Here is a 19197-nt window from a genome sequence, read left to right as displayed (position 1 = left end):
TTATGGTTCCGGTGCGACAATTTGGGCCGGAACCGGGTAAATCGCGTACGGAGTTCATATATAAGGGGCTCGGCCCGGCGTCCGCCGGGCACGATATCCCTCTCCATTGCGCACAATGTTGTCCGTCGAACTCATCATCGTCGTCGTCCTGATCGTCATTAACGGCCTGCTGTCCATGTCCGAGCTGGCCGTGGTCTCGTCCCGCCCGGCCCGGCTGTCGCTGCTCGCCGCCAGGGGCGTCCGCGGCGCCGAGCGGGCGCTGACGCTGGCCGCCGATCCCGGCAAATTCCTCTCGACGGTGCAGATCGGCATCACGCTGGTCGGCGTGCTCTCGGGCGCGTTCTCCGGTGCGACGCTCGGACAGCGGCTGACACAATGGCTGGTCGAGCTCGGCATGTCCGCAGGCATCGCCGACATCGTCGGCGTCGGCATCGTCGTCACGCTCATCACCTATGCGACCCTGATCGTCGGCGAGCTGGTGCCGAAGCAGGTGGCGCTGCGCGATCCCGAGAGCATCGCGGTGAAGGTCGCGCCGGCGATGCACGTGCTTGCCAAGATTTCGCTGCCGCTGGTGTTTCTGCTCGATCTCTCCGGCAAGGTGATCCTCACGCTGCTCGGCCGCGGCGGCAAGGCCGAGGAGAAGGTCTCGGAAGACGAGATCCATCACCTCGTCAACGAAGCCGACAGCGCCGGCGTGCTCGAGCCCGGCGAGAAGGAGATGATCGCCGGCGTGATGCGGCTCGGCGACCGGCCGGTCGGCGCCGTCATGACGCCGCGCACGGAGGTCCACGAGATCGACCTGAACGACGCGCCGGAGGCCATTCGCGAGATCATCGTGAAGAGCCCGCATTCGCGCTTTCCGGTCTCGGACGGCGATCGCGACAAGCCGATCGGCGTGCTGCAGGCCAAGGACCTGCTGATCGCCTATATGAACGAACGGACGCCGGACCTGCGCGCGCTGGTGCGCGAGGCGCCGGGCATTCCAGCCTCCGCAGATGCCCGCGACGTGCTGGCGATCCTGAGGGCTGCACCGGTGCATGTCGGTTTCGTCTACGACGAATACGGTGCCTTCGAAGGCATGGTGACCGCCGCCGACATCCTCGAATCGATCGTCGGCGCCTTCCACTCCGAGGAAGGACCGCCGGAACCGGCCTATGTCCGGCGCGAGGACTCCTCGCTGCTGATCTCCGGCTGGATGCCGGTCGACGAGTTCGGCGAACTGCTCGGCATCGAGCTGCCGCCGCACCGCTACAACACGGTGGCGGGCCTGGTGCTGCAGCAGTTCAGCGTGCTGCCCAATGTCGGCGATGCCTTCGACTTCGCCGGCTGGCACATCGAAGTCGTCGATCTCGACGGACGGAGGATCGACAAGATCCTGGCGAGCCGTGTGAGCGAGCAGGCGGCGGCGTGAGCGGCAATCTCAACTATCGTCCCGGACAAGCGTAATTTGTGGCATAGCTTCCCTTCTCCCCTTGTGGGAGAAGGTGGCATAGGCGGCCTTCGGCCGCCGTTTCCAAGAACGCTGAAGCCAAGCTTCAGCTATGGCGCCGGATGAGGGGTTCTCTCCGCGGATGACTCTCTCGCGGATGGGCGCGCGGAGAGAACCCCTCACCCGGCTTTGCTGCGCAAAGCCACCCTCTCCCGCAAGGGGCGAGGGTGCACCGTCGGCGTGGCGGCGAGCGAAAACTCCAATCCCCCCGCGCTTCACCCGAACCTCACCCCGATCCGCTTTTCCTTGCGCCAGACCACGGTGCAGGACAGATGCGTTCCTTCGGCCTGGATGAACAGCGTGAAGTGCTCGGGAATGCCGACGGGGCTGGTGACGTCGAGGGCAGCGCCGGTGTCCGAGAGATTCCGCACGGTGCAGTCGATCGCACCGCCGCCGAACTCGATCGTTCCGGCCTTGAGCACGCGATGCCTCGCCTTGTTGCGTCGCTCGTCCATGCGGACAATCTACACCCCAAGCTGACACAGACCTTAAGGCCTCAACATGCTCCCCATGAATTCAGGCCCGGCGCCGGCCATGCCGTAGCCTGACCTCACATCGCCGGCTGGAACGTCTCGGCACGGGCCATCCGCCAGGCGTCGCGGAACCGCGGGTCTTCGGTGCCTTCCAGCAGCTCGCCCGGGCGCAGCGCCGGATAGAGCTGGGCGAAGGATTTGACGTCGGTCGTCGAGCGGCGCTGGGTGAAGTGGATCGGGCGCAGCTGCTGCGGATGTTCGAGTCCGGCTGCGGCGATCAGTTCGGTCAGCGAGTGCAGCGTGGCGTGGTGATAATTATGCACGCGATCGATCTTGAGCGGCACGTAGAGCGCGCGCGCCCGGGTCGGGTCCTGTGTCGCAACGCCGGTCGGGCAGCGGTCGGTGTGACAGCTCAGCGACTGGATGCAGCCGAGCGAAAACATGAAGCCGCGCGCCGCGTTGCACCAGTCGGCGCCGATCGCCATCGCGCGCGCCATGTCGAAGGCGGTCGCGATCTTGCCGGACGCGCCGATCTTGATGCGGTCGCGCGCGTTGATGCCGACCAGCGCGTTGTGGACGAAATTGACGCCCTCGCGCATCGGCATGCCCAGATGGTCCATGAACTCCAGCGGCGCAGCGCCGGTGCCGCCTTCATTGCCGTCAACGACGATGAAGTCGGGATAAATGCCGGTCTCCAGCATCGCCTTGCAGATCGCCAGGAACTCCCAGGGATGGCCGATGCACAGCTTGAAGCCGGCCGGCTTGCCGCCGGAGAGCTTTCGCATCTCGGCGATGAACTGCATCATGCCAACGGGCGTCGAGAAGGCGCGGTGCGAGGCCGGCGAGATGCAGTCCTCGCCCATGGCGACGCCGCGGATCTTTGAAATCTCCTCCGAGACCTTTGCCGCCGGCAGCACGCCGCCATGGCCGGGCTTGGCGCCCTGGCTGATCTTGAGCTCGACCATCTTGATCTGGTCCTGGCTCGCAACGCGCGCGAACGCCTCGGGATCGAACGTGCCGTCAAGGTGACGGCAGCCGAAATAGCCGGAGCCGATCTCCCAGATGATGTCGCCGCCCATCTCGGCGTGATAGGGGCTGAAACCGCCCTCGCCGGTGTCATGCGCGAAGCCGCCCTTCCTGGCGCCGGCATTGAGCGCGCGCACTGCGTTCGGGCTGAGCGCGCCAAAGCTCATCGCGGAGATGTTGAACACCGACGCCGAATAGGGCTTTACGCAATCGGGGCCGCCGACGGTGATGCGGAATTTCTCCTCGGCATGCGACTTCGGCGAGACCGAGTGGTGCATCCACTCATAGCCCTCGCGATAGACGTCCTCCTGGGTGCCGAACGGGCGCTTGTCGAGCTCCATCTTGGCGCGCTGGTAGACCACCGCGCGGGTGTCGCGCGAGAACGGCATGCCGTCCTTCTCGCTCTCGAAGAAATACTGCCGCATCTCCGGGCGGATCTCTTCGAGCAGGAAGCGGATATGCGCCGAGATCGGGTAGTTGCGCAGCACCGCGTGGTGCTTCTGCAGCAGATCGCGCACGCCGAGCAGGGTGAGTCCGCCGAAGATCAGGATCGGGATCAGCAGGATGTCGAAGATCTTGCGATCGGCGATGCCGAAGCCGATCAGCAGCGCCGTGACGACCGCACAGATCGTCAGCACGATGAAGCGAGGGGAGAACGGCAGCAGCAGGGTTTCCACCAGCCCTTCGGGCGAAGCTTGCGTCTTGTTATCGTTGGCCACGACCACATCCCTCTCGTCAAAATGACGGGGTAAGATACGCCCGCGCCACATCCATGGATATGACGCGGAGCTGGCTTGAGGCTACCGAATCCCGCTGCCGCAAATCAATCCGCCGGATGACCTGCTTTTGCAGTGCAATAGACTCAAATGAAATGACAAATCAGTGACCGCAATCAATGGCCAGATCAATGGCCATGAGGCTGCGCCTCGTGCGGGATGACGCCGTGCAGCTCGAGGCCGCCCCGTTCCAGCCACGCATCGGTGCTCGCGACCGCCCGCTCGATGTGGTCGTCGGTGCGTGAGAAATCGTAAGGCGAGCCCACCAGCGGACAGAGCGGCGGCACCACGACATATTCGATGTCGGAGGCCACGCCTTCGAGCTCGGCCACCAATTGCCGCGCGATCAGGAGCGTCAGCGCATGCAAGGCGTTGGCGACCGCACCCACCGGCGGATCCTTGACCGCGCAGGCGTGCCCGGTCGGCAGCACAACCAGGCGTTTTGCTCCCTTCTGGATCGCGACCCGGACCGGCGTGTTGGAGGAGAGCGCGCCGTCGGCCAGGAAGCGATGGCGATAGTAGATCGGCGAGAATGCACCGGGAATCGCCGTGGATGCCAGGATCGCCTCCGTCGCCGAGCCCTCCGACAGCACCACGGTCTCGCCGGAGACGAAATCCGTCGTGATGATGTGCACCGGCAGCGCGGCATCCTCGAGGTTGCGATAGGGCAGATGGTCCTCGATCAGCTTGCGGATGCCGTCATGGGGAATCAGGAAATCGCGCCGCCACATGAATCCGGCGAGGCTTCGCCAGGTCACCGGAAACACATCGTGGCGTTTCAACCCGCGCCAGAGGGCTTCGAGCCAGAGCAGGCCCTTGAGGGTGGGATCGCCGGCGTAATAGGCGCCGTTGATCGCGCCGACGCTGGAGCCGACCACGAGATCGGCGACGACGCCATGCCGCGCCAGCGAATGCATCATCCCGACCTGGATCGCCCCAAAACTGCCGCCGCCCGCCAGCACGAAGGCAGTCGGTTTCGGCGCCCGGCCATGGTCGATCACGGACAAGATCTGCGCAGCTCCCCCGGCTCTCGCGTTGCAACATCGCGGCGAGATTTAGGCGCGAGCATATAGCCGCGCCCGGAGGGGCGAGGCCAATAACAAAGTCGGGGGAGGATGGTGAGGGGAAGGTGGGCTAGCTAGCGAGCGCGAGGCGAGGAGCTAGCCACGAGTCGTCGCCAAACGACTTCCTGTGGTTATGGGTCCCGGGCTCGCGTTTCACGCGCCCCGGGACGACACCAAAGTTGTGGCTAAGAGGACCGCAATCAAATCGAGCGGCTTACCGCTCGACGAACGCCTTCTCGATCACGAAATGGCCGGGCTTGTTGCCGGAGCCCTCGATGAAATCGCGGCCTTCGAACATCACCTTCAGCTCTTCCAGCATCGCCGGGCTGCCGCACATCATGACGCGGTCGGTCTCGATGTTGAGCGGGCCCTGGCCGATGTCGTTGAAGATCTGCTCGGAGTTGATGAGGTCGGTGATGCGGCCGCGGTTGCGGAACGGCTCGCGGGTCACGGTCGGGTAGTAGATCAGCTTGTCCGCAAGCAGCTCCCCGAACAGCTCGTCTTCACGCAGAGTGGCGACGAGCTTCTCGCCATAGGCGAGCTCGGACACCTGGCGGCAGCCATGGACCAGCACGATCGACTCGAACTGGTCATAGACGTCGGGGTCCTTGATCAGGCTGGCGAAGGGCGCAAGGCCGGTGCCGGTCGAGAGCAGCATCAGCCGCTTGCCGGGGATGAGGTTGTCGGTGATCAGCGTGCCGGTGGCCTTGCGGCCGACCAGGATGGTGTCGCCTTCCTTGATCTTCTGCAGGCGCGAGGTCAGCGGGCCATCCTGAACCTTGATCGAGAAGAACTCGAGCTCTTCCTCGTGGTTGGCGCTCGCCATGCTGTAGGCGCGCAGCAGCGGGCGGCCGTCGACCTCGAGGCCGATCATGGCGAACTGGCCGTTCTGGAAGCGGAAGCCGGTGTCGCGCGTGGCGCGGAAGCTGAACAGCGTGTCGGTCCAGTGCTGGACGGAAAGAACCTTCTCTCGGTAAAACGCGCTCATGATTTTCGATATTCCGAATGATTGCGGTTTTAGGGCAAAAGGATTGCCCGGCCCCTGAATGCGGGGCGGACACCATTGCCATGGCGGAGGATTTCGCGTGTGTGATCTACGCCATTGAGACCAATAATCAACCTCGTTTCGGATGCAATTGATGCCGATCAAACCGGCATTTGCGGCAGAACTGGCCAGATCATTAATGGATCTGCTGTCAGGCCTGCCCCGAGGGCAATTTCTTTTCCCTTCAGGGGCCGATCGCAGCACTTAATTTCCATCGCGCTCGCGAGAATTTCATTAAGAATAGCTCTGATTTTCACCCCGGTTTGGCGCCGATTCCCGCATTTTTGCGGCTTTTGGCGCCAGGAACGGCTTAAGGCACATGGCGAGCAGCGAGCGGATCTTCGTTCAGGCGATCAGGCGCTATTGCGCCCGCCATGGCATTGCGGTCGATGTCCGCGCCGGCGGCTGGCTGATCGCGATGCACCTCGGCGAGGAGCGGCGCTTTGCCTTCGGCTATGACATCGGCCTCAACAGCGCGATCGCGCATCGCCTCGCCAACGACAAATCGGCCACCGCCGAAGCGCTGGCGCTCGCGGACGTGGCCTGCATTCCGCATCACCTCTTCCTCAACCCGAAGCTCGGCAGCAATGTCGTCGGCCCCGCCTGGCGCGATGACATGCTCAAGCAGCTTCATGATCATCCGCAAGGCGTGGTGGTGAAGCCGAACGAGGGGACGTCGGGGCGCTCGGTGTTCAAGGTGACGATGGAGGCGGAGCTCGACCACGCGATCGGCGAGGTCTTTGCGATGAGCACCGGGCTCGTGATCTCGCCCTATGTCGCGATCGAGGACGAGGTCCGGGTCGTGCTGCTCGGTGATGTGCCGCTCGTCGTCTACAGCAAGCAGCGCGGCACGGATTGGCGGCACAATCTCGATGCCGGCGCCAAGCCGGTGTTGTTGGAGCATAGCGAGGTTCGAACGGCTTGCGCGCGGCTCGCGACCAATGCCGCGCGCGCGATCGGCATTACCTTCGCGTCGATCGACGTGGTGTGCGTTGACGGTGACTGGCGCGTGCTCGAGATCAATTCCGGCGTGATGATGGAAGCGCTGGCGAAGCTGCATCCGGAACTGGTGCAGGCGACATATGACGCCGCGCTGGACCGGGTGTTTGGGGAAGCAAGCTAAGCGCGCCGCGAGCGCTGATCTATCGCCGTCATCCTGAGGTGGCCGCTTCTTCAGCGGCCCTCGAAGGACGACGGCCCGACCGCCAGCTCGGCCGTTCATCCTTCGAGGCTCGCCCAGCGATGCTGGGCGAGCACCTCAGGATGACGGAACGCCCTAATTATTCGCGCTGGCAGAATCGTCCATCGCCTTGAAGGCTTCCTCCAGTTGCAGCGAGATCGGCACGTTCAGCCGTTCGCCGGTCGGGAGCCTGGCGATGAACCATTTGTTGTAGAGCGGGACGAGGTCGCGGTTGGAGCCGAGTTTGCGGAAGGTGCGCTCGACCACGGCGGAAAGCTGCGGCTCGCCCTTCCTAAACATGATGCCGTAGGGATCGTAGGACAGATAATCGCCGGTGACGCGGTACTTGTCCTGCGCCTTGTGGCGCGCGATCAGGCCGAAGAGCAGGATGTCGTCGGTCGCGAACGCATCGGCCTTGCCGTCGACGAGCATCTGGTACGATTGCTCGTGATCGGCGCCGACCGCGATGTTCAGCCCCAGCGAGGACTTCTTGTCGGCGGCCTGGATCGCCAGCTCGTTGGTGGTGCCCTTCGTCACCACGACGGTCTTGCCCTTCAGATCCGTCAGCGACTGCACGTTCGACGCCTTCGGCACCATCAGCTTGGTGCCGGCGACGAACATCAGCGGCGAGAACGCGACGCGCTTGCCGCGCTCGGCATTGGCGGTGGTCGAGCCGCACTCCAGGTCGATCTTGCCCTGGAGCACCGCATCGATGCGGTCGTCCGAGGTGACCTTGACGTAGTCGATCTTCAGATTGGGATCGTCGACCTCGGCGCCGATCTCCTCGACGATGGCCTCGCAGAGCTCGAGGCTGTAGCCGATCGGCCGGCCCGACTGGTCGAGGAAGGAGAACGGCGGCGAGCTCTCGCGATAGCCGAGCCGCACATTGTGCCGCCCCTTGATCGCCGACAGCGTCGGGCTAAGCCCGTCGCTGCCAGTCTGGGCGGAGGCGGGTGTCGCCAGCAGGCACGCTGCCAGCAACAGGCCGCCCGATATCGCCGTTGAAAGGCGCATGACGCACTCCCGTCAATGGCCGGCCATCGCGGGCAGTTCGCCCGGCACCATGTCCGGCGTCGCCACCTCGCCAGGTCCAAGCTCGTGCTCGGGCCCGAGCTCGCCTTCCCACTTCGCGACCACGGCGGTCGCGAGCGAGTTGCCGATCACGTTGGTGGCGCTGCGGCCCATGTCGAGGAAGGTGTCGATGCCCATGATCATCAAGAGGCCCGCCTCGGGGATGCCGAACTGCGACAGTGTCGAGGCGATCACCACGAGAGAGGCGCGCGGCACGCCGGCGACACCCTTGGAGGTGATCATCAGGGTCGCGAGCATCGCGAGCTGCGTCGCGAGCGACATCTCGATATGGTAGGTCTGCGCGATGAAGATGCTCGCGAAGGTGCAGTACATCATCGTGCCGTCGAGATTGAATGAGTAGCCGAGCGGCAGCACGAAGCTCGAGATTCGCGACGAGGCGCCGAACTTGGTCAGCCCCTCCAGCGTCTTCGGATAGGCCGCCTCCGAGCTCGCGGTCGAGAACGCGATCATCAGCGGCTCGCGGATCAGCTTCAGCAGATGGCTGTAGCGCGGCCCGATCACGACAAAACCGACGACCACCAGGATGCACCACAGGATCGCCAGCGCGAGATAGAAGCCGCCCATGAAGACCACGAGCTTCCAGAGCACGCCGAGGCCGTTCTTGGCCACGGTGGCGGTGATGGCGGCCCACACCGCGAGCGGCGCGAACAGCATCACATAGCTCGTCACCTTGAGCATGATGTGGGCGACGTCGTCGATCATCGCCAGGATCGGCTTCGAGCGCTCCGGCATCGAGCCCATCGCCACCGAGAAGAACACGGCGAAGATCACGATCTGGAGGATCTCGTTCTGCGCCATCGCGTCCGCGATCGAGGTCGGGATCAGATGGGTCAGGAATTTCTCGATCGAGAAGGCCGAGACCGGCAAGCCGGTCGATTGCCCCGCCGCGGGCAGCGTGCCGGGGAAGTTCGCGCCGGGCTGCAGCAGGTTGACCATGACGAGGCCGAGCAGCAGCGACACGAAGGAGGCGCTGATGAACCAGCCCATGGTCTTGGCGAAGATGCGTCCGAGCCGCGCGCCGCTACCCATATGCGCGATGCCGCCGACCAGGGTCGCGAACACCAGCGGCGCGATGATCATCTTGATCAGGCGCAGGAACATCATGGCGATCAGGTTGATGGAGGAAGCCCAGTCGGCTCTGGTGTCGGGCAGGAAGTTGAAGATCGCCGCCCCCATGACGATGCCCAGCACCATCGCGGCAAGGATGTATTGCGTAAACCTGTTCGACATTGCTTACCCCCAACTACACCGGCCGCTTCATGATGTCGCAGATATGACAGCGACGCAACACGCTTCGCGTGCGCTCGTGTTGCGGGATGTTCCCGTTGCGAAACAGGAACGCACGCTCTAGCCTTCATGCAGCGCACAACGAATGCGGCTTGCACGTTTTGTTTGCGGCAGCTGCATCAATAATCGTCAAAACAAACGGAGAGGGAAACACCATGAGCGGCAACGTCAATCGCCAGATTCTTCTGGTGGAGAAGCCCAGCGGCAAGCTCGGTCCCGAACATTTCGGCATGGTCGATGGTGCGATGCCGGAGCCGAAGGACGGCGAGGCCCTGCTGCGCGTGCGTTATATTTCGCTCGACGCCGCCAACCGGGCCTGGATGCACGGCGCGACCTACCGCTCCGCGGTCGAGGCCAACAGCGTGATGGCCGGCGGCGGCATCGCCGAGGTCGTCAGCTCGAAGGCGCCGGAACTCGCGGCGGGCGACATCGTGTTCGGCGACACCGGCTGGCAGGAATACGCCGCGGTGCCGGCGAAGCATCTCACCAAAATGCCGAAGCTCGAGCCGATGACGCATCTGCTCAGCGTGTTCGGCATCGCCGGCCTCACGGCCTATTTCGGCTTGCTCGAGGTCGGCAAGCCCAGGGAAGGCGAGACCGTCGTCGTCTCGGCGGCTGCGGGCTCGGTCGGCTCGATCGTCGGGCAGATCGCCAAGATCAAAGGATGTCGCGTGGTCGGCATCGCGGGAGGCGCGGACAAATGCAACTGGCTGACCTCCGAACTCGGCTTCGATGCCGCCGTGGACTACAAGGACGGCGCCGTGTTCAAGGCCCTGCGCGCAGCAGCACCCAAAGGCATCGACGTCTATTTCGACAATGTCGGCGGCGACATCCTGGAAGCCTGCCTGCCACAGATGAACAATTACGGCCGCATCGCCTGCTGCGGTGCGATCTCGCAATATGACGGCGCGCCGTCGGCGCACGGCCCGCGCGGCGTGCCCGGCCTGATCGTGGTGAAGCGGCTCGTGATGCAGGGCTTCATCGTGATGGACTACATGAAGGATAACCAGCGCGCGCTCGCCGACCTCCAGAGCTGGGTCAAGTCCGGCAAGTTGAAGGTGCAGGAGGACATCATCGACGGCCTGGAGAACACGCCGAAGGCGCTGATCGGATTGCTCGCAGGCGAGAACCGCGGCAAGCGCATGATCAAGCTCTAGCGAGTAGTTACACCGCAATTGCCCTCGCATTATCTACTTGCGGTAGAAGCCGCGGCGGCCAATGATGCCGCGCGCGGCTCACCCGCGACGATTGCTTGCATCACTTTTGATACATCGTCGGCTTTACCGACAGGGCAGGAATTCATCCCAATGTTCAACACGTTGAAACATGCATCAACGCGCACCGCGTTGCTGGCGGCAACTCTCTTCGCAACTGCAACAGGCGCATTCGCGCAGACCGAGGCGCAGAAGAGCGCCATCCGCTCCGCGTGCCGCTCGGACTTCATGGCGCACTGCTCGAGCGTGACGCCCGGCGGCGTGGAGGCGTATCAGTGCCTGCAGAAGAACATGTCGAGCCTGTCGTCGGGATGCCAGACCGCGGTTCGCGCGGTCGAGCCCGCTTCGGCACCGAAGACCGAGGCTGCGCCCGCCAAATCCGAACCTGCCAAGTCTGAGCCAGCAAAGACGGAGGCGGCACCCGCCGCCGAGCCCAAGCCGGCCGCAGCCGCTCCGAAGGCCGCCGCCGCAAAACAGCCGAGCAGCGCGCAGGTCGCTGCGGTCAAGAGCGCATGCCGCGCCGATTATCCCAAGGTGTGCGCCAGCGTGCCGCCCGGCGGCGCCCCCGCGCTCGAATGCCTGGAGAAGAACAAGGCCAAGGTCTCGCCGGCCTGCGAGAAGGCCGTGACCGCCGCGGCCGGCGGCGGCGGCGCGGCTGCAACGGCAGCGCCTGCTACTGGCGCCGCACCGGCTGCCGCGGCAGCACCGGCGGCTGCACCCGCCGTGATCGTGCTGCGCCCGCTGCGGCCGCGCGAAGAGCTGTTCATCGTGCGCTCCGCCTGCGGCGCCGACATCCGGACGCTCTGCGCCGGCGTGGCGCCAGGCGGCGGCCGCATCGTGCAGTGCGTCGCCAGCAATGCGGCGTCGCTCTCGCCCGCGTGCAAGGAAGTCCTCGCGCCCTTCGCGGCGCGATAGGCGAGGCGCAACACACGCGGTGAGATGCGAACATCTGGCAGCGCGCGCGAATGAATTTTCGCGCGCATACCGCAACAGATCCTTTGCCAACATCCGATTTCAATCACAACAAAACCGGGGGAGAAACGTGCGTTCATTGCTGCTGATTGCCTCCGCCCTTTTCGCCTTCGGCGCGACCATGACCCTTGAAGCGACCGATACCAACGCGGTGGTCTGCGCCCGCGGCGTCTACCGCGCCGGCTGCGCCGGACCGAACGCGGCGGTCGTTGTCCGCAAGCCGGTTCCAGTGGTCCGCTGTACCAGGGTGCTGGTGAACGGGGTCTATGTGAAGCGCTGCGTCTGAGGCTCGAATAGCCAAGCCGTCGCGGTTTGGTTATGGTTCGCGCCTGACGCTCTTGGACACACGTCAACCGCGTGTCCAAGAGCGGGCTTTGGCGCGCCTCGCCCGGCCCATAATTCCGCTGGCGCGAAACGCTGGAGCCCATTAGTCTACCCTGAGATAGTAAGTATACTGTCAATTAGGGAGGCAGACGTTGCGGATCGCCGTGATTGGCGGGGGGCCCGGTGGGCTCTACTTTGCCTATCTCTGGAAGAAGCGTCACCCCGAGGATCAAGTCGACCTGTTCGAACAGAACCCGGCCGACGCGACCTGGGGCTTTGGCGTCGTGTTCTCCGATCAGGCGCTGGAGTTCCTGCGCGCCGACGACCCGGAAACGGTCGACGCGATCGCGCCGCATATGGAGAGCTGGGAGAACATCACGCTGAACCTCGGCGGCGACCACGTCGCCATCGACGGCGTCGGCTTCTCCTCGATCGGCCGGCTCGAGCTCCTGCAGTTCCTGCAGCAGCGCGCGCTCGATGTCGGCGTCACCCCGCGCTTCGACACATCGATCCAGGCGATCGACCAGCTCAACGGCCACGATTTGATCGTCGCCGCCGACGGGCTGAACTCGCAGGTGCGCCGCGCCTATGAGGGCGATTTCGGTACCTCGCTGTCCTATTCCTCCAACAAGTTCGTCTGGTACGGCACCTCGAAGCGCTTCGACACGCTGTCGCAGACTTTCGTGAAGACCGACCGCGGCGCCTTCAACGCCCATCACTACCGCTACTCGCCGACCATGAGCACCTTCCTGGTCGAGTGCGATCACGCGACGTGGCAGGCCTATGGCTTTGCCTACAAGGACGTCGAGCAATCCAAGGGCGTCTGCGAGGAGGTGTTTGCCGACACGCTGGGCGGCCACTGCCTCGTCTCCAACAAATCGGTGTGGCGCAATTTCCCCTGGGTCTGGAACGAGCACTGGTCGTTCAAGAACATGGTGCTGATCGGCGATGCCCTGCACTCGGCGCATTTCTCGATCGGCTCGGGCACGCGGCTCGCGATCGAGGACGCCATCGCACTGGTCAAGGCGCTGGAATCCGATGCGCATCTGGCCACCGCGCTACAGCGCTACCAGGCCGCGCGCAAGCCGGTGGTGCAGAAGCTGGTCAATGCCGCACGCACCAGCGCATTCTGGTACGAGCACTTTGCCCAGCACATGCAGCTCGACCTGATGGACTTCGCCTACAGCTACATCACCCGCTCCGGCCGCATCGACGATGCACGCCTTCGCCACATGTCGCCCGCGTTCATGGCGCGCTACGAGGCGGCGAAGAACGGCGGCGGAGATGCCGACGGCGAGGCGACCGCATGAGCAACGAGATTCGCGACGAGGTGCCCGCGGACAGCCCGGGCGCCCGGGAGATCGACTTTGCCGTTCCGCAAGCCTACAACGCCAGCCGCGTGCTGTTCGACAATCTCGCCAAGGGGCGCGGCGACAAGCTCGCGCTGATTGGACCAGCGGGAGCGCGGACCTATGCCGAGCTCTGCGCGGACGCCTGCCGCTGGGGCAATGGCTTTGCTTCGCTCGGCCTCAAGCGCGGCGACCGCGTGCTGCTGTTCCTGGACGACACGCCGGCCTATCCCGCCGCCTTCTTCGGCGCGGTGCGCGCGGGCTTCGTGCCGCTGCTGATCAACACGCTGACGCCGCCGGACCTCTTGCAATTCTATCTCGCGGATTCCGGCGCAGCCGTTGCGGTCGCGGACGCCGAGTTCTGCACGCGCTTCAATGCGGAGGCGTGCAAGGACACGAAGCTGCGCACGCTGATCGTCGTCAATGGCGCGATCGGCGAGCACGCCGCGCCTGTCGCGCTCGCGGCGGAAAGCTGGCTCGCGCCATTCCAGACCGAGCTTGCGGAAGCCGACACAGATCGCAACGAGATGGCGTTCTGGATGTACTCCTCGGGATCGACCGGCCGGCCCAAGGGCATCGTGCATCTCCAGCACGACATGGCCTATAGCGAGGTCGCCTTTGCGCAGAACGTCCTGAAGCTGACGCCTGACGATATCTGCTTCTCGGTGCCGAAGATCTTCTTCGCCTATGGTTTCGGCAACTCCGTCACCTTCCCGTTCTCGGCGGGTGCCGCGACGCTGCTGCTGCCGGGGCAGCCGAAGCCGGCGGCGATCTTTGCCGCGATCGAGCAGCACAGGCCGACGGTCTTCTTCGGCCTCCCGACGCTCTATACGTCGCTGACCAAGGCGGAGGGTGCGAACAAGACCGATTTCTCGTCGCTGCGCATGGCGCTCTCGGCGGCCGAGGTTCTCTCGGCGGAGGTGTTCAACGGCTGGAAGACGCTCACCGGCCTCGAAATCGTCGAAGGCCTCGGCTCGACCGAGGTGCTGCACATCTATCTTTCCAACCGTCCAGACCGGAAGAAGCTCGGCGCCGCCGGCCTGCGCGTGCCCGGCTACGAGGTCGCGCTGCGCGACAAGGACGGACGCGACGTCGGCGACAACGAGGAAGGCATCTTGTGGGTGCGCGGCGATTCCAACACGCCGCTGTACTGGAACCGGCCGGACAAATCCGCCGAGACGATCCGCGAGGGCGGCTGGATTTACACCGGTGATCGCTTTGTCCGCGATGCCGGCGGCTTTCACTTCTTCCGCGGCCGCGCCGATGATCTGATCAAGATCTCCGGCCAGTGGGTCTACCCGCTGGAGGTCGAGCTCTGCCTCGCCGACCACCCCGATATCCGCGAATGTGCCGTGTTCGCGGCCGAGCTGCCGGACCGGCGGATGACGCTGAAGGCGGTGGTGGTGATGAACAACCGCGCCGTCGATCCAAGCGAGGCGACGCGGCGGCTGCAGGAGTATGTGAAGGGCAAGCTGCTGCCCTACAAATATCCGCGCGAGGTGATCTTCATCGACGAGCTGCCGAAGACGGGGACGGGGAAGATTGATCGGCAGGCGTTGTTGAGGATGTGAGGCGAGGGCCTCGCCAATTTTTCGGTGTCATCGCCCGCGAAGGCGGGCGATCCAGTATTCCAGAGACGCCAGAGATATACGGAGACGCCGCGGCGTACTGGATTCCCCGCTTGCCGCCTACGCTAAAGCTTCGGCGCGCCCGCGACCGAAACCTCGGCGAAGCCTTGGCGTAGCCGGGTCGCGGGGAATGACAGCGGAGATCCCCCTCACCCACCCTTCCCCAGATGCTCCAGCGCATCCTCGGCCCGCAGCGGCACGCGTGAGGCCTCGTTGTTGAGGTCGACGAGCTGCGTCATCAGCCCCATCAGCACCTTGCGGTCAGCGGGCTTGAGCGGCTCCAGCATCCGCGCCTGGGCGCGCTCGACGGCGGGGATGATCTCGCGCAGGATCGCAGCGCCCGATTTGGTCAGATAAAGCAGCTTGATCCGCTTGTCCTCAGGCGCCGGCTTGCGCTCGACATAGGCCTTGGCCTGGAGACGCTCGATTACGCTGCCGAGCGTGGAGCGGTCGAACGCGATCACGGCCGACAGCCGCGTCGCGTCGATGCCGGGATGGGTGTGGATCGCGATCAGCGCCGCATATTGCACCGGCGTCAGATCGAACGCCTTGCACTCCTCCATGAAGATCGAGACCGCGATCTGCTGCATGCGCCGGAACAGATAGCCGGGCGCGGCATAGACCGCGTCGATGGTGATCGGAGTGGCCGGCTTACTCGGCATCGGGCTGCTTCTCCGGCGCGGCATTGGCGAAGGCCGGCAGCGCCTTGGCGGCGGCTTCGGCCTTGAGCAGGCGCGGATAGGCGGAGACGTCGACGCCGAAGCGGCGCGCATTGGCGAGCTGCGGCACCAGGCAGAGATCGGCGAGCGTCGGTGCATCGCCGAAGCAGAACGCCCCCTTCTCGTCCTTGATCAGCGTCTCGCAGGCCGACAGCCCCTCTCGATTGACCCAGGCGGCCCAGTCCTGGACCTTCTCCTCGGCAAGGCCGAGCTCGCGCAACCGCGCCAGCACCTTCAAATTCTGCACCGGATGGGTGTCGCAGGCGATCGCCAGCGCGAAGGCGCGCACCTTGGCGCGGCGCAGCGGATCCTTTGGCAGCAGCGGCGGAAAGGGATGGGTCTCATCCAGCCATTCGATGATGGCGACCGATTGGGTCAGAACCGTTCCACCCTCCTCCAGCGCCGGCACCAGGCCTTGCGGATTGATGGCGAGATAGGCGGGCGCGCATTGTTCGCCCTTGCGAAGATGATGCGGCAGATGCTCGGCGCCGACGCCCTTGAGGTTCAGCGCGATGCGCACGCGGTAGGCGGCGCTGGAGCGGAAATAGCCGTGCAGCTTCATCGGAACCCTCCCGTGAATTTTCTCGTTACTTAGCAAGAGTTGCTACCATTGACGCTACAAAGATTGTCAGTATGCTGTCAATCTACAGAAAAACGAACGGGAGCCGCGCCATGGAAGCCGTGACCAAGACGCCGGAACGCGAGGCGTTCTACAAGAAGATCGACGGCGAGAATCTCACCGCGCTGTGGACGGTGATGAGCGATCTGATCACGCCGGAGCCGAAGAGCGCCTGCCGGCCGCATCTGTGGAAGTTCGACATCATCCGCGACTACATGACGGAAGCCGGCAAGCTGATCACCGCCAAGGAAGCCGAACGCCGCGTGCTGGTGCTGGAGAACCCCGGCCTGCGCGGACAGTCGAAAATCACGACCTCGCTCTATGCCGGCGTGCAGATGGTGGTGCCCGGCGACGTCGCGCCCGCGCACCGGCACAGCCAGTCGGCGCTGCGCTTCGTGCTCGAAGGCAAAGGCGCGCACACCGCGGTGGACGGCGAGCGCACCGCGATGGAGCCCGGCGACTTCATCATCACGCCGTCGATGACCTGGCACGATCATTCCAACGAGACCAGCGAACCGATGTTCTGGCTCGACGGCCTCGACATTCCCCTGGTGCAGTTCTTCGACTGCTCCTTTGCGGAAGGCTCCAAGGAAGACCAGCAGAAGATCACAAAGCCCGCCGGCGACAGTTTTGCGCGCTACGGCCACAATCTGCTGCCGGTCGACGTGAAGCGGTCATCGAAGACCTCCCCGATCTTCAGCTATCCCTATGCCTACACCCGCGAAGCGCTGGAGAAGGCCCGGACGAGCCAAGAATGGGACGCCTGCCACGGGCTCAAGCTGAAATTCAGCAACCCCGAGACCGGCGATTTCGCGATGCCGACCATCGGCACGTTCATCCAGCTGCTGCCGAAAGCCTTCAAGACCGCGCGTTATCGTTCGACCGATGCGACGGTGTTCTGCCCAATCGAGGGCAAGGGGCGCAGCCGGATCGGCGATGCCGTGTTCGAATGGGGCCCGCGCGATCTGTTCGTGGTGCCGAGCTGGCAGTGGGTGACGCACGAGGCCGATGAGGATGCCGTGCTGTTCAGCTTCTCGGATCGGCCGGTGCAGCAGAAGCTGGATCTGTTCAGGGAAGATCGCGGCAACGCGTGAGGCACCGATCTCGTAGGGTGGATTAGCCGAAGGCGTAATCCACCAACGGTATCTCCGCGTGGAAACAAGGTGGTGGGTTACGCCCAGCAGATGCACTTCGCGCATCTGCAGGGCTAACCCACCCTACGGCGGCGGTGAACTTGGCTACCGCCAGTGCAGCAGCCTTGTCTCCAGCCAGCCGATCACCTTGCCCACCGCCAGGCCGAACACCGACAGGATCACCACGCCCGCGAGCAGTTGATCGGTCTGCATCAGATTGCCGGCCTGGAGCACGAAGGCGCCGATGCCGTATTGCGCGCCGATCATCTCGGCGCTGACGACGAGCAGCAGTGCGACGGACGCCGTGATGCGGAAGCCGGCGAGGATCGCGGGCAGCGCGCCGGGCCAGATCACCTTGCGCACGATGGTGGCGAAGGGAACGTTGAAGCTCTGCGCCATGCGGATGAGGTTGCGCGGCACCGCGTCGACGCCGCTATAGACCGAGATCGCGGTCGAGAAGAACACGCCGAGTGCAATGGTTGCGATCTTCGGCTCTTCGCCGATGCCGAGCCAGAGGATCAAGAGCGGCAGCAGTGCGATCTTCGGAATCGGGAACAGCGCCGAGATGAAGGTGATGCCGATGCTGCGCGCGAGCCTGGACAGCCCGATGGCGAAGCCGACGACGACACCGGCGGCCGTCCCGAGCAGCCAGCCGCCGCCGATGCGCAGCAGCGAGGCGGACAGATGTTGCCAGAGCGCCCCCGAGACCGCGAGCTCGTAGATCGCCCGCACGATCGCCGAGGGCGCCGGCAGGAACAGCGGATTGACGAGCCTGGCGCTGCCGGCCGCCTGCCAGATCGCGATGACGAGGGCGAGCGCGATCCAGCCGCCAAAGCGGCTCGACGCGGGCACGAAGCCGGCGCCGCGGAAGCGGACGCGCCGCGTCGTCTCGTCTTTCGGTGTCCCCGCGCGATCAAGCATGCTGGACCTCGCGCTCGGCATCGATCGCCTCGTTGCGGATCAGCGACCAGATCTGGTTCTGCAGCGCAAGCAGCTTCTCACGCGCCGAAGCTTCGCCGCGCGCGGCGCGCGTCATCGGCACGGTCACGACCTCGCGGATGCGGCCGGGCCGCCGCGACAGCACCACGATGCGGTCGGCGAGCCGGGCCGCCTCTTCGAGATTGTGGGTGACATAGACCGCGCCCATGCCGCCGTCGGCGAGCAGGCGGACGAAATCCTCCATCAAGAGCTCACGCGTCTGCGAATCCAGCGCCGACAGCGGCTCGTCCATCAGCAGGATGGCGGGCTTCACCGCAAGCGCGCGCGAAATGCCGACGCGCTGGCGCATGCCGCCGGAGAGCTGCTTTGGATAGGTCGTGCGGAAATCGGTGAGGCCGGTGCGACGCAGGGCGTCGTCGACCAAAGCGCGGCGCTGCGCGACCGAGAGCGGGGTGTGCAGCAGCGGGAATTCGACGTTCTCCTCGACCGTCGCCCAGGGCAGCAGCGCGAAATCCTGGAACACGAAAGTCAGCGGATTGAGACTGTCCGCCGGCGGTGCGCCGCGCAGCTCTGGTGAGCCTGATGTCGGCTGCAGCAGGCCGCCGAGGATCGACAGCAGCGTGCTCTTGCCGCAGCCGGAGGGGCCGACGATCGCCACCACCTCGCCGGCGCCGACGGTGAAGGAGATGTCATCGAGCACGTCGAGGTCGCCGAAGCGATGGCTGATGTGGTTGGCGATCAGGTCCATTCTGTCTCGTCTATCCTCTTCTCCGTCGTTCCGGGATGGTCCGAAGGACCAGACCCGGAACCTCGAGATTCTCTCGTGCGCAACTACGCACCATAGTTCTCGCTTCGCGAGCCCCGGAAT

Annotated in this window: 18 protein-coding genes; 8 read left to right on the top strand and 10 right to left on the bottom strand. The window is 64.8% G+C overall.

Going from position 1 to position 19197, the window contains the following annotated elements; genetic code table 11:
• Positions 1–115 precede the first annotated feature (115 nt).
• Positions 116–1411, top strand: a complete 1296-nt coding sequence (locus tag VGR99_RS28780) for a hemolysin family protein (RefSeq protein ID WP_326903334.1) — start codon at positions 116–118, stop codon at positions 1409–1411.
• Positions 1412–1704: 293 nt separating this feature from the next.
• On the opposite strand, the gene VGR99_RS28775 is transcribed toward VGR99_RS28780, so the two are convergent.
• The 4 genes from VGR99_RS28775 to VGR99_RS28760 form a co-directional block, all read right to left on the bottom strand.
• Positions 1705–1944, bottom strand: a complete 240-nt coding sequence (locus VGR99_RS28775; RefSeq protein WP_326903333.1) for a PilZ domain-containing protein — start codon at positions 1942–1944, stop codon at positions 1705–1707.
• 95 nt (positions 1945–2039) lie between these two features.
• Entirely contained in the window at positions 2040–3665 is a 1626-nt protein-coding gene (locus VGR99_RS28770) for an FMN-binding glutamate synthase family protein (protein WP_326903467.1), read from the bottom strand.
• A gap of 227 nt (positions 3666–3892) precedes the next feature.
• Complete coding sequence (locus tag VGR99_RS28765; RefSeq protein ID WP_326903332.1) at positions 3893–4771, bottom strand: patatin-like phospholipase family protein; 879 nt, start codon at positions 4769–4771, stop codon at positions 3893–3895.
• Positions 4772–5042: 271 nt separating this feature from the next.
• The gene (locus VGR99_RS28760; RefSeq protein ID WP_326903331.1) at positions 5043–5816 is read right to left on the bottom strand and encodes a ferredoxin--NADP reductase; all 774 of its coding nucleotides are present in this window, start codon (positions 5814–5816) and stop codon (positions 5043–5045) included.
• 376 nt (positions 5817–6192) lie between these two features.
• On the opposite strand from VGR99_RS28760, the gene VGR99_RS28755 reads away from it, so the two are divergent.
• Complete coding sequence (locus VGR99_RS28755) at positions 6193–6996, top strand: RimK-like protein (RefSeq protein WP_326903330.1); 804 nt, start codon at positions 6193–6195, stop codon at positions 6994–6996.
• A 153-nt stretch (positions 6997–7149) separates the two neighbouring features.
• Here VGR99_RS28755 and VGR99_RS28750 read toward each other — a convergent pair whose 3' ends face one another.
• Entirely contained in the window at positions 7150–8067 is a 918-nt protein-coding gene (locus tag VGR99_RS28750) for an amino acid ABC transporter substrate-binding protein (RefSeq protein WP_326903329.1), read from the bottom strand.
• A 12-nt stretch (positions 8068–8079) separates the two neighbouring features.
• Positions 8080–9375 carry a dicarboxylate/amino acid:cation symporter gene (locus tag VGR99_RS28745; protein WP_326903328.1) on the bottom strand — a complete coding sequence of 432 codons (1296 nt, stop codon included), beginning with the start codon at positions 9373–9375 and terminating at the stop codon, positions 8080–8082.
• 212 nt (positions 9376–9587) lie between these two features.
• Between VGR99_RS28745 and VGR99_RS28740 the strand changes: the two genes are divergently transcribed.
• From VGR99_RS28740 to VGR99_RS28720, 5 genes are all read left to right on the top strand, one after another.
• Positions 9588–10589, top strand: coding sequence for an NADP-dependent oxidoreductase (locus tag VGR99_RS28740; protein WP_326903327.1), 1002 nt, complete (start codon positions 9588–9590; stop codon positions 10587–10589).
• A 150-nt stretch (positions 10590–10739) separates the two neighbouring features.
• Positions 10740–11561 (top strand): cysteine rich repeat-containing protein, encoded by an 822-nt coding sequence (locus VGR99_RS28735; RefSeq protein WP_326903326.1) that lies wholly within the window; start codon positions 10740–10742, stop codon positions 11559–11561.
• A gap of 127 nt (positions 11562–11688) precedes the next feature.
• Complete coding sequence (locus VGR99_RS28730; RefSeq protein WP_326903325.1) at positions 11689–11904, top strand: hypothetical protein; 216 nt, start codon at positions 11689–11691, stop codon at positions 11902–11904.
• A gap of 190 nt (positions 11905–12094) precedes the next feature.
• Positions 12095–13252 (top strand): FAD-dependent monooxygenase, encoded by a 1158-nt coding sequence (locus VGR99_RS28725; RefSeq protein WP_326903324.1) that lies wholly within the window; start codon positions 12095–12097, stop codon positions 13250–13252.
• Positions 13249–14862 (top strand): benzoate-CoA ligase family protein, encoded by a 1614-nt coding sequence (locus tag VGR99_RS28720; protein WP_326903323.1) that lies wholly within the window; start codon positions 13249–13251, stop codon positions 14860–14862. The genes VGR99_RS28725 and VGR99_RS28720 overlap by 4 nt, the downstream gene beginning before the upstream one ends.
• Before the next feature lie 206 nt (positions 14863–15068).
• On the opposite strand, the gene VGR99_RS28715 is transcribed toward VGR99_RS28720, so the two are convergent.
• Positions 15069–15581 (bottom strand): MarR family transcriptional regulator, encoded by a 513-nt coding sequence (locus VGR99_RS28715; protein ID WP_326903322.1) that lies wholly within the window; start codon positions 15579–15581, stop codon positions 15069–15071.
• Positions 15571–16200 (bottom strand): maleylacetoacetate isomerase, encoded by a 630-nt coding sequence (maiA, locus tag VGR99_RS28710; RefSeq protein WP_326903321.1) that lies wholly within the window; start codon positions 16198–16200, stop codon positions 15571–15573. Before maiA ends, VGR99_RS28715 begins: the two co-directional genes overlap by 11 nt.
• A gap of 110 nt (positions 16201–16310) precedes the next feature.
• Between maiA and gtdA the strand changes: the two genes are divergently transcribed.
• Positions 16311–17351: a gentisate 1,2-dioxygenase gene (gene gtdA, locus VGR99_RS28705; protein WP_326903320.1), complete on the top strand. Its 1041-nt coding sequence runs from the start codon at positions 16311–16313 to the stop codon at positions 17349–17351.
• Between the two features lie 144 nt (positions 17352–17495).
• Here gtdA and VGR99_RS28700 read toward each other — a convergent pair whose 3' ends face one another.
• Positions 17496–18311, bottom strand: a complete 816-nt coding sequence (locus VGR99_RS28700; RefSeq protein ID WP_326903319.1) for an ABC transporter permease — start codon at positions 18309–18311, stop codon at positions 17496–17498.
• Entirely contained in the window at positions 18304–19077 is a 774-nt protein-coding gene (locus VGR99_RS28695) for an ABC transporter ATP-binding protein (protein WP_326903318.1), read from the bottom strand. The genes VGR99_RS28700 and VGR99_RS28695 overlap by 8 nt, the downstream gene beginning before the upstream one ends.
• Positions 19078–19197: the final 120 nt, after the last annotated feature.

Source organism: Bradyrhizobium sp., from assembly GCF_035935975.1.
In the GTDB taxonomy this organism is placed as follows: domain Bacteria; phylum Pseudomonadota; class Alphaproteobacteria; order Rhizobiales; family Xanthobacteraceae; genus Bradyrhizobium.
This window is presented reverse-complemented; position numbering and strand designations above follow the sequence as displayed.